This is a genomic window from Amycolatopsis anabasis, from assembly GCF_009765355.1.
Lineage (GTDB): Bacteria > Actinomycetota > Actinomycetes > Mycobacteriales > Pseudonocardiaceae > Amycolatopsis > Amycolatopsis anabasis.
On sequence record NZ_VTHK01000113.1, the window covers coordinates 1 to 10,853 of the forward strand.

At 67.2% G+C, this 10,853-nt stretch carries 11 protein-coding genes; 6 read left to right on the top strand and 5 right to left on the bottom strand.

Annotated features, from left to right (window positions below; genetic code table 11):
- The first annotated feature begins 191 nt into the window (after positions 1–191).
- The gene (locus tag FXO23_RS49640; protein ID WP_158896072.1) at positions 192–1,202 is read left to right on the top strand and encodes a fatty acid desaturase family protein; all 1,011 of its coding nucleotides are present in this window, start codon (positions 192–194) and stop codon (positions 1,200–1,202) included.
- 377 nt (positions 1,203–1,579) lie between these two features.
- Here FXO23_RS49640 and FXO23_RS49645 read toward each other — a convergent pair whose 3' ends face one another.
- A complete protein-coding gene (locus FXO23_RS49645) occupies positions 1,580–1,792 on the bottom strand; it encodes a hypothetical protein (protein ID WP_158896054.1) in 213 nt (70 codons plus the stop codon).
- 32 nt (positions 1,793–1,824) lie between these two features.
- Between FXO23_RS49645 and FXO23_RS49650 the strand changes: the two genes are divergently transcribed.
- On the top strand, positions 1,825–3,891 hold the full coding sequence (locus FXO23_RS49650; RefSeq protein ID WP_158896056.1) for a tetratricopeptide repeat protein: 2,067 nt from the start codon (positions 1,825–1,827) through the stop codon (positions 3,889–3,891).
- A gap of 432 nt (positions 3,892–4,323) precedes the next feature.
- Positions 4,324–4,626 carry a DUF6307 family protein gene (locus FXO23_RS52905; RefSeq protein WP_425484991.1) on the top strand — a complete coding sequence of 101 codons (303 nt, stop codon included), beginning with the start codon at positions 4,324–4,326 and terminating at the stop codon, positions 4,624–4,626.
- 253 nt (positions 4,627–4,879) lie between these two features.
- Here FXO23_RS52905 and FXO23_RS49655 read toward each other — a convergent pair whose 3' ends face one another.
- The 3 genes from FXO23_RS49655 to FXO23_RS49665 form a co-directional block, all read right to left on the bottom strand.
- Positions 4,880–5,125, bottom strand: coding sequence for a hypothetical protein (locus tag FXO23_RS49655; RefSeq protein ID WP_158896058.1), 246 nt, complete (start codon positions 5,123–5,125; stop codon positions 4,880–4,882).
- A 205-nt stretch (positions 5,126–5,330) separates the two neighbouring features.
- Complete coding sequence (locus tag FXO23_RS49660) at positions 5,331–6,101, bottom strand: GAF and ANTAR domain-containing protein (RefSeq protein ID WP_158896060.1); 771 nt, start codon at positions 6,099–6,101, stop codon at positions 5,331–5,333.
- 82 nt (positions 6,102–6,183) lie between these two features.
- The gene (locus FXO23_RS49665) at positions 6,184–6,870 is read right to left on the bottom strand and encodes a GAF and ANTAR domain-containing protein (protein WP_218952435.1); all 687 of its coding nucleotides are present in this window, start codon (positions 6,868–6,870) and stop codon (positions 6,184–6,186) included.
- Positions 6,871–7,598: 728 nt separating this feature from the next.
- Between FXO23_RS49665 and FXO23_RS49670 the strand changes: the two genes are divergently transcribed.
- Positions 7,599–7,946 (top strand): hypothetical protein, encoded by a 348-nt coding sequence (locus FXO23_RS49670; RefSeq protein ID WP_158896064.1) that lies wholly within the window; start codon positions 7,599–7,601, stop codon positions 7,944–7,946.
- Between the two features lie 480 nt (positions 7,947–8,426).
- Here FXO23_RS49670 and FXO23_RS49675 read toward each other — a convergent pair whose 3' ends face one another.
- Positions 8,427–8,645 (bottom strand): hypothetical protein, encoded by a 219-nt coding sequence (locus FXO23_RS49675; protein WP_158896066.1) that lies wholly within the window; start codon positions 8,643–8,645, stop codon positions 8,427–8,429.
- 17 nt (positions 8,646–8,662) lie between these two features.
- Here FXO23_RS49675 and FXO23_RS49680 point away from each other — a divergent pair, with 17 nt between their 5' ends.
- Entirely contained in the window at positions 8,663–9,334 is a 672-nt protein-coding gene (locus FXO23_RS49680) for a hypothetical protein (protein WP_158896068.1), read from the top strand.
- 153 nt (positions 9,335–9,487) lie between these two features.
- Complete coding sequence (locus tag FXO23_RS49685) at positions 9,488–10,669, top strand: TerC family protein (RefSeq protein WP_158896070.1); 1,182 nt, start codon at positions 9,488–9,490, stop codon at positions 10,667–10,669.
- The last annotated feature ends 184 nt before the right edge of the window (positions 10,670–10,853 follow it).

Sequence of the window (10,853 nt, forward strand, 5' to 3'; positions counted from 1 at the left end):
CGGCACCCCCACGACACCGCTTCACACCTCGGCGGATCCCCCGGCGACCATCCGGTCGACTAGCCCACGCCGCGGTTGCCGACTGGTGACGGGAGGCGCATGCTGGAAGAAGATCTCACGGCTTTGCCGTGAGGGTCCTGTGGCTCGAGACCCCGGCGCATGCGTTCCCGTGCGACCAGGAGGTCTCCACCTTGATCGGTATCCAGCGGGGCAGCGACTACGCCGAGTTGTCCCGAAGCATTCGGAAGGCAGGACTGCTTGCGCGGCGGCGTGGCTACTACGTCACGAAGATCGCGTTCACCGTTCTCACGTTCGCCGGGGGCTGGGTGGCCTTCGCCTATCTGGGCGATTCGTGGTGGCAGCTGTTTCTCGCCGCGTTCTTCGCGGTGGTGTCCACCCAGCTGGCCTTCATCGGTCACGATGCCGGCCACCGGCAGATCTTCCGTACCCGGCGGGCGAATGACGTGACCGGGTTGTTCCACGGCGGTCTGGTCGGGCTCAGCTACGGCTGGTGGGTTGGCCAGCACAATCGCCACCACGCCAACCCGAACCACGAGGAGCTCGATCCCGATGTCGATATCGCCGTGCTGGCCTTCACCACGGGCCAGGGCGGCGGTAAGCGCGGGGTGCTGCGCTGGATGGCGAAGTATCAGGCGTTCCTGTTCTTCCCGCTTCTGTTGCTGGAAGGGCTGAGCCTGCACGTGTCGAGCGTGCGTTCGGTGTGGCGCCGGGAGATGAGGGCACCATGGCTGGAGGCGGCGCTGCTGATCGCGCATCTCGGTGCCTATCTGACCGCGGTGTTCCTGGTGCTCTCGCCGGGGGCCGGGCTGGCGTTCATCGCGGTGCACCAGGGTTTGTGGGGTGTCTACATGGGGTGTTCGTTCGCCCCGAATCACAAGGGCATGCCCACGGTGCGGGCCGGGCACACGCTGGACTTCCTGCGCAAACAGGTGCTCACCTCCCGCAATGTGCGGGGCGGACCGTGGCTGGACTTCGCGCTGGGCGGGTTGAACTACCAGATCGAGCACCACCTCTTCCCCAGCATGCCCCGGCCGAACCTGCGCCGTGCCCAGGTGATCGTGCGGGAGTTCTGCGCGCGGCGGGGCATCGACTACAGCCAATGTGGGCTGCTGCGCTCCTACGCATACGTGCTCCAACACCTGCACGCGGTCGGCGCGCCGCTGCGTGCCGCCGACCGCTGACGGACGTGGCCGCCGCCCCGATGATCCGCTGCGGGCCCCGCGCAGCTCAGGAAAGCCAGGCGGTTGCAGTGGCCGACGCTGACCGGCGCGCGAGGTGTGGGCGTGGGTGGCGGCCTACGCGGGCGACCGGGACTTACCGGTCACGGCGCCGATGGTCTGCGAAACCACGGTGCCCCGGCTCGGCCTCACCAGGACCGGACTCACCGTGGCGGATGACCACCAGCTGCCGGGAAGATGTATGCGACCGACGTGCTGGGCGCGCGGCTGGCGGAGCTGCAGGTCACCATGGGTGAGGGACCCTCGATGGAAGCCTTAAGGACCGGGGCCCGATGCTGGTCCCCGAACTCGACGATCCGGGCAGTCACCGCTGGTGGCCGCTATTCGCCCCCGCTGGCAGTCGAACGGTTCGGTGGCGCACCTGGCCAGCCCGCAGCCACCAGGCCACCGGGATGATCGCCGGACAGCTCGACGTAGGCATGGCAGAGGCGTTCGCCGACCAGGAACTCGAGCCCCCGCGTCCGGTTCTCCGAGATCGGGCGCGAGGAGTTGTTCCGGTTCTTCACCTGACCAGGCGCCCGCTGGGGTGTCATCAACCTGCTCGCCCGTCGAGCAACGTTCCGGCGTGGCTGGCGATGTACCGGGGGTGACGGGCGACAGCTACAACGCTTTCATCGGGGACAACCTCGGCAAGTTGGTGCAAGCGGGCCGCATCGGCCGGGTCGTGGTCAACGCCGCACCCGCCACGTTCCAGGCACTGTCCGGACTTCCTCCCGCCACAACGATCTTCGTCGGTCGCGATGCTGAACTCGCCCAACTCCGCGAGGCCTGGCAGCACCCCGGCCCGAGCGTGATCGCGTCGGGCCTGGCGGGCATCGGCAAGACGGAACTCGTCCTCCACGCCGCACACGCCGCGTTCGACGGCGGCGAGTTTCCCGGCGGAGTGCTGTTCGTAGACCTCCACGGTTACGACGAATCCCGCTGCCTCACCGCGGGCCAGGCCCTGGAGCATTGCCTGCGCGCGCTCGGCGTCGCGGACGTTCCGCGGGAAGAGCAAAACCGGTCGGCCTTGTTCCGTTCGCTGCTGGCACATCGGGACCGCATGCTGATTGTCCTCGACAACGCGGCTTCCTCCGGCCAGGTGAAACCGCTTCTCCCCGGCGCGGACACCCATCGCGTCGCGATCACCAGCCGCCATCGCCTGTCGGGCCTGCGCGACGCGCACCATCTCGAACTCGGCACGCTCGACCGGTCAGCGGCGACCGAACTGGTCGAGGACCCCACCTTGGCCGAGCTGTGCGGAAACCTGCCGCTCGCCTTGCGGATAATGGCGGCCCTGCGGGACGAAGACCCGGCTGTCGACTGGGTTTCCGAGCTCGGGGAGGCCAGTCTCGACGTCCTCGACGATGGCGACAGCCAGCCCGTACGTGCCGCGTTCGCCCTGTCCTACCGTGCGCTCCCGCCGGACGAACAACGACTCTTCCGGTTGCTGGCGATGCACCCCGGCGACGATATCGAAGTCGAGAGCACCGCGGCGCTTGCCGACGTGTCGCCGACGCGGGCTCGTAGATTGTTGCGGCAGCTCCGGCGAGCGCATCTGCTCGAAGACGTCGAGCCGGGTTGGTTCACCTTTCACGATCTCGTGCGCGACTATTCTCGCGAAAGAGTGCTGGCCGATGAACCGGCGGAAAGCCGGGGACCGGCCATCCGCCGGTTGTTCGAGTACTACGCGACCGCCGCGGAGGCGGCGGCCACGCACCTCAACTCGGGTAGTCCGCGGAAAGAGCGTTCCGCACGGTTCACCGACGCGGCGGGAGCGATGGCCTGGATGGCACGCCGACGCCGCATTCTGGTGGTCACCACCCTCACCGCGACAGAGTTCCGCGAACACCGAACGACCCTGCGACTCGCCTGGGCGTTGTACCCGTTCTTCTCACGCGGTGACTATTCCGAAGATTTCCTGGCCACCAGCCAGTTCGGCGCGCTCGCGGCGGCCCGTGCGGGCGACCCGTACGTCGAGTGCGAGTTCAGGACGCACATCGGGACGGCGATGCAACACCTCGGCCGCCTGGATGACGCGATGAGAATTCTCGAAAGCGCACGGCGGACGAGCGTCGTTTTGGGGACAAGGCTCGTCCAGGCGAAAGCTTGCGATGCCATCGCGAGCGTTCTCGCCGACCTCGGCCGTTACGACGCCGCCATCGGGCAGGCCACCAGGGCGCTCAGGATCAACCGAAAACTGAAGGACCGCGAGGGGATAGCGCACAGCCTGCACGTACAAGGTGTCCTCTACTCGAATTTGGGCCGCTGGGAGGACGCGCTCGCGGCGAAGCGGAAAGCGCTGACGCTCTACCAAGCCCTCAGCGACCGGCAGCGAGCGGGGATCGTTCAGGTGGACATCGCGGACGACTACACTTGCATGGGCAACCTCGATCAAGCGGCGGAGTCGGCACTCACCGCGATCGAGACCGTGCGCGGTGCCGCCGCTCCCAACGCGGAAGGCATGGCCTATCAAGCACTTGGCGTCGCCTACCACGAACTCGGCCGCGCTCTGGAGGCGCGCGAGGCATTCCTGACCGCGGTGCGGAAGTTCAGCGAGTGCGGGGCAGCGGAGCAAGCGCAGACGATCCGCGAGTACCTTGGGGAAATGGAAGCCTCGCCCGCGGCGAAGGACCACGCGGGCGAGGTTTGACCTGTCGTCGGCCGAACCAGGGCCGTGCGCGACTCCGTCTGCCCCGTCCTCGGCGATGGTGGCGCGTGCTCGCCGGCAACCGTGGCGACGGTGAGCGGGCCGCATCCACAAATTTCCCAGTCGCCACCGTCGAGCGTATGGTGGACGTATCGCTCCGGACCCCGGCGGCGCTGGCGAGTCGAGGCGCATCACCCTGATGCTGAATCCTCGTCCCGCTCGGGCGAATGCGGACAGCGACTCCGGAGGTTCCACCATGATGAGATACGTCAACCGGAAGCCCCTCACACGCGGCGCCCGGTAGCCCCTCAGCCAGGACGGTCGTCCGGGCGACTGAAACGGGATTCCCGCCAGATCTCTCATTCTTCCCGTGCGCGAGGACCGGTGCGGCCGCGTCCGTTTCGAAGCTCACCACAAATCACCCAAGGACGAAAAATGGCCGACATCATCGAGTTCGTTCCCCGCTACGACCGGCGAGTCAAGCTCGTGCGAGAGATCCTGCACGAAGGCGCGACACTCACCCACCAGGAGTCCAGCACTCTCGCGATCCGGATTCTATCCATATTGGACACCTTCCCCGGTGGGAATCCGTCGCGTCCCGGTCGCTGCCACCGATCCCGCACCAACGGCGTAGTGCGTTACCTAGCGGGCATGAACAACAACAGTGCACCGCCCCGTTCGCCAACCAGTATGGAGGTTCCCAGCCCGGCGCGGCCCGTGCCTTCTCCCGGATCGTAGGCCCGCGATTCCCCAGCAGCATCCCCAAGCCGACCGGTGACAACAGAAGCGACCTCGTGATGATCACCAACGTGGTCTGTGCGCTTTTTCTCGGTTTCCCGGCCGCGCGGGGGATATGACGAAGCGATCGGCGATTTCGGTGCCACCGCGCGGGGGCAGATTCCGGAACTGGTTGGCCTGCGAGCCGCGCACGGGACGATCCGTTCCACAGGCGACACCACGATCAACTCACCCCAGCCGACCCATGGTCGGGTTACCAGGCCGCATTGCGGGCTCGCTGTGGTTGTGGTCGATGTTCACGGTTGTGGATTTCGCGGCGGATTTCGTTGATGGCCCAGTCGACCCCGGCTGCGGCTTCATCGATGCATTGGCTCGCCGGTTCGTGATCGGTCAGCGCATGGGCTCTGTGCAGGTTCAGCCCCACCAGGAACAACCGCTGGACGAGACCTTGCGCGAACGTCGCGGTGTTTTCCTCGGTGAGGAGTGCTGGCCTGTCCACGGACGGTTCCTTCCGGTGCGTTTGACCCATCGGAAGTGCCGCCGGGGGCACGAGCGACAGCTACCACGTTGCTGTTCTCGGGACGACGATACGCCGTGCCGCGGCCGCCGTTCACCGCCAGCGGGGTAGCAGGTCACCCGGCGACGGTGACAGTCGGTCACGGGGTGGCGACGGTCAGCGAGACGAGGATCCGCCCCAGCGGCGGTTAGGGTTTTGCCGGACTCCGCGTATCAGGGTCGGCGAGAACGGTGTCGGGAGTGAGCCGGGACTGCGCGACGTCCTCGGCGACTCGGCTCAGGCGCAGGTTGCGGTCGCGACAATAGGAACGCAGCTGTTCGAAGGCTTGGTCCATCGGGATGCGTCCGGCGTGGGAGATGACGCCTTTCGCCTGTTCGATGACGACGCGGCTGTTGAGTGCGCTCTGGAGTTGCTCGGTGAGCACCTCGTGCCGGCGGATGGCGCGTTCCTGGAGGATCCCGATGGTGGCGGTGTCGGCCAGGGCACGCGCGACAGCGAGGTTGTGCGATCCGAGCGGACCCGCGGTGTGGCCGAACATGTTCAGCGCGCCGATGACCTGCCGCCGCAGCCGCAACGGCATCGCCTGCACCGAGTGGAAGCCTTCAGCCAGCGCTGCCGGTGCGAACGTCGGCCAGCGCTCGACCGCCCCGGCGAGGTCGTCGACGTGCACCGATTCACCGCTGCGGTAGGCCTCCAGGCAGGGTCCCTCATCGGCCTGCAGTTGCAGCAGCTCCAGCAGCCGGGTGCGCTCGTTGGACGCGGCGATCACCTGCAGGCCGCCGTGCTGGTCGGACAGCAGCAGGCCCGCCGCGGCCGCGCCGAGCGGCGTGACGCAGTAACCAGCCAGCCGATACAGGACATCGACCACGTCGTAGTCATCGACCAGGGTGTCGGCCAGCTCCACGAACGCGAGCAGCAGCTGCTGGTCACGAGCAACGCTCGCAAGTTGATCACTCATGGCTATCCCATCTCCGTGACAAACGGTAGCGGCCCTCCACCACGGGGGACCCTCGCCGACGTCCAGGTCGTCCTGGCAGGTTTCATGTGTCGATCGCCCCCAGCGGGAGACGCCCGGCCACCACGTCGGCCGCGACTTCGTCCAGCAGGCGGCCGGTGGCGAACGCGTGGCCGCGTAACCGGGCCAGCGCGTGCTCGGGCGGAATCCTGAATTCGGCGATCAACACCCCGGTGGCCTGATGCACCACGGCCCGATCCCGGGTGAGCGTGGTCAGCCACGCCTCACTGATCTCCCCGTCGGGACCGGTGGCCGAGGCCGCCAGCAGCGCACTGGTCGCGATGTCGGCGATCTGCAACGCCGTGGCCAGCTCCGCCTCCGACAACCATCCCGGGCGACGGCGATACATATTCAGCGAACCGAACCGCGCCGCACCTCGCCGCAACGGGAACGCGAAGATCGCACCGACCTGCTCGGTACCGATCTGCGCCGCGTACATCGGCCACGCGAGGGGCACGTCCCGAGCCAAATCGGGCACCAGTACCGGCTGCCCGGTCTCGAACGCCTCGAAACACGGCCCCTCACCCAAACTGAACTGCACCGATTCCATACGCTCCACGACCGCGTCACTGGCATACAGACTCGCCCGGTGCTGCGGGCCGAGCATCACCGAGATCGACGCCCCATCCACCGGCAACAACGCCGCACAGGCCCGGCAGACGCGCACGACCGGGCGCACCGCGTCATTGCCGTCCCGCAACGCCGCGAGCACCGCCGACACCAATTCGGGCAACGACGACGCGACGTCTTCGGACTTCGCCACCGTCCGCCACCGCCTTCCCAACGCAGAGGACTACCCAAAGCCTCCCGGCAGCGGCGGGGTCACGACCCCAGCCAAGACGCATCGCAACAGCACCCGACCACTCACCAACAACCCTAGCCCTCCGCGCACCAGCGGGCTCGGGCCCGCACCGGAAGGGACTGTCGGGCGGCAGCAGGTCGTCGATTGTGAGCGCCAAGCGCTGCACCGCCTGCGACTTTTCCGGACTAAGAATTGGTGGGTCGTCGTGTTGTCGCCTCCCGGGCGGGAGCAGGTGGGCACGCAGACGCTCGACCTCGCGATCTGCCGACCGCCGAGGGCTTGGGAGGGCACGGGTGTGGCGGGAAGCTCCGGGGTGTGCGGATCGCTTCGTCTCGGCACACACTTGCTGATATGCACGGCGAAACGGGCAGGACTGCCCGCAGCGCGCCAGCGGCCGAGGCTGTGGAGAGCGCCCGGAACGAGCGGGAACGTGCCGCCGATCAGCGCGAGCAGGCGGCTGACGAACGCGAGCAGGCGGCAGACGGACGGGAACGCCTGGCTGGTGAGCGCGAGCAGGGGCTCGCCGAGTGGGAACAGCGGCTGGACCAGCGCGACCAGCTCGGTCTCCCGGTCCCTACTCCGCAGGAGCGGGGGGGCGGGAGGCCATCGCGCGGGCCCGCGCGGCGATGGAAGCCAGCATGGCGCGGCTGGACCGCAGCGGAGCGGCGTTGCGCCGCACGGAGCAGGCACCCGACCGAGAGCAGCAGCAGGTCGATCGCGAGGTCATCGAACCGCTGCGGGATTGGGAGTCCTCGCATGACGACGGCGGATCGATGCCCGCGCTGGCGGCCGCGGCCGAGCGGCTACGGACACAACTGATCGCGGCGGCCCGCGAGCTATCCGAGGTGCAAGACCTCATCGCCGCCCGTGGTGATCGGCTCGCCACTCAGGATCCAGAGAACGAGGAAGAGCACCGGCACCTGGCCGAGAGCGCTCGCACCACAGCACAGTGGGCGCGCGACACGGCACATCGATTCTCGCACTGACCGGCGAGGACAATTCGCCGGACCCGCGTGGATCGCGTGCGCCGACGACGATCACGCCGCCCCGCGAGGCTCACACTTGTTCCGGTCAGCAGGTCCAGGTCTGGCCGGTCGCCTCGCACAGCCAGCGGATGAGCAGTTGCTCGATGAACAGGATTTACCCCAGCTTGGCGCGAGCGGATCTCACTGTTGCACGCCAGCACGGCTTCCAGGGCACGAGCGTCGTCCGGCGGGAGTGATGTGCGAACCGGCATGTGGTGCTTGCCGACCCGGTTGACCGTCGCGATCAGCGCGAGCGTCTCGTCGAGGCTCCTACGCTCACCCAGCAGCGTCAAATTGCGCAGCGAATCGTTCATAAACTCGCGCGGATCGATCGCCGGTAACGGTGGCCGCTGCCCGAGCGGCACCCTGGACGCGATTCCCGAAAAGGTGTGCTGCCCCCCGCGTATCCTCGTGAACGGTGTGTGGCGCCGGGCTGTCGCGTTATTCCGGAGTGTTCGGTCGTGCCGCGGAACCGCCGTTCGCGTCCGCGGCGGGAGGCCGGGCGGACTGGGGCGGTGCCTCCGCGAGGCGGGTGTGCAGCCGTTCGCGGATCTCGTCCGGGGTGTAGGCGCGGCGCAGCCGTTCCTCGCGCGCGATCACCACTCCGGTCGCGGCGACGCCGACGATCCCAGCCAGTCCCACTACCTTCCACCAGCGCATCTTCCTATGCTAGAGCCATGCCGGGCACGCAGCTCGATCTCGACGATGCCGTCAACGCGACGCGCACCGGCGACGTGTGGTTGTTCCGCGGCCACACCGCGACCGACCGGGCCATCCGGGTCACCACCAACAGCCCGGTCAACCACGTCGGCATGTCCGTGGTGATCGAAGACCTACCCGCGCTCATGTGGCACGCCGAGCTGGGCCGGTCCCTGCCGGACCTGTGGTCGGGCACCCACCAGCGCGGCGCGCAGCTGCACGACCTGCGCAGGGCCGTGGTCCTCTGGAACACGAAGTACCACCAGCAGGTCTGGCTCCGTCAACTCGACAGCCCGATCACCCCCGCGATGGAGGACGCCGCCCTGCGCACCATCGCACGACTGGGCGGCACCCCGTTCCCCTCGACAGCGCGACTGGCATTCCGGTGGCTGAGCGGCAGGTTGCCGCGCAGGAAGAAACCGGACCAGGACGATATCGACCTGGAAACCGCCTACTGCGCGGAGATCGTCGCCATCACCTACGACGCCATGGGACTGCTGCCCCGCGGGCGCCGGCCGAACTGGTACGACGCCGGCCGATTCTGGAGCGGCGACCATCTCGGCCTGGCCGAAGGAACGGAACTGGGCGGGGAAATCGCCGTGCGCATCCCTCCCCAAACCCCACACCAGCGGTCACCGACGAACGCGTAAAAGACAAATATCTTCTCGTCACAACCGGGCAGCACCCTGAGCGGCACGGGACCCCACTCGGTCGAGACGCTGTCTGGACCATCCACATGCCCCGGCGACTGCGACCATGAACGCGGTAAGGATTTCACGAGGCGTGAACACGGGAGCGTGCGAATGGATGTACCTGCCCTGACCTGGGTCCTGACGGTCGTCGGGATCGTCGGCCTGCTTCTGTTCGACTTCTTCGCTCACGTGCGCAGGGCGCATCTGCCCACGCTCCGGGAAGCCGGACTCTGGTCAGCCGTCTACGTGGGTATCGCGGTTGTTTTCGGTATCGGTGTGTGGATGTTCGGCGGCGCCACAATGGGCACCGAGTACTTCGCCGGTTACGTGACAGAAAAGGCGTTGTCGGTAGACAACCTCTTCGTATTCCTCGTCATCATGACCAGCTTCAAGGTCCCCCGCGCCGACCAGCAGAAGGTGCTGCTCTTCGGCATCGTTGTCTCGATGATCGCCCGGACCGGATTCATCCTTCTGGGCGCCACCCTCATCAGCTCGTTCGCCTGGGTGTTCTACCTCTTCGGCCTGATCCTGCTCCTCACCGCCGGCAACCTGATCAAGCCCGAAGCGTCCGAGAACCACTCCGCGGACAACCTCCCGGTCCGCCTCGCCAAACGACTGTTCCACACCACGGCCAGCTACGACGGCGACAAACTCTTCACCGAGCGCGACGGCAGGCGCGTCATGACCCCGATGCTGCTGGTCATGGTGGCCATCGGCGGGACCGATCTGCTGTTCGCCCTGGACTCCGTCCCCGCCATTTTCGGCCTGACCCAGAACGTGTACCTCGTGTTCACGGCCACGGTGTTCTCCCTGCTCGGTCTGCGCCAGCTCTACTTCCTCGTCGACGGACTGCTGGATCGCCTCGTTTACCTCACCTACGGCCTCGCGGCCATCCTGGGCTTCATCGGGGCGAAACTCATTCTGCACGCGCTGCACGAGAACAACGTGCCCTTCATCAACGACGGCCAATCGGTCAAGGTCATCGAGATCAGCACCGGCCTGTCGCTCAGCATCATCCTCGGTGTCCTGCTCATCGCTGTCATCGCCTCACTGGTCAGCCCCAAAGGCAAGACCCAGAACGCCGCTTCCGCGGCTAAACGCCACGCGATCGCCTACCTTGACGTCGAGACCGATCCCGCGATCCGCGAGCACATCTTCAACCGGCTACTGGCCCTGGAAAATCAAATCAACAAACTGCCACCAAAATACCAAGCGAGAATCCGCGAACAGGACACGCTGACGGCCCTGCTCAACCGAGCCCACGCCGAACACGCTTCCCGCGAAGCACGCTGATCAGCCAGCGCGCTATGCGAACAACCAACGCGAAGCAGGAGCAGGCTGTACCCGGGCACGGCCGAGAACAGTCGGCCCAGGGAAGTCCTTAGCCCTTTGCCGCGGGACCAGTGCCCACCACCGGACGGTCTAGTGGGTGCTTTGTCGGAGTGGGGCGCCCACGGCGTGCAGATGGCGCAGGACC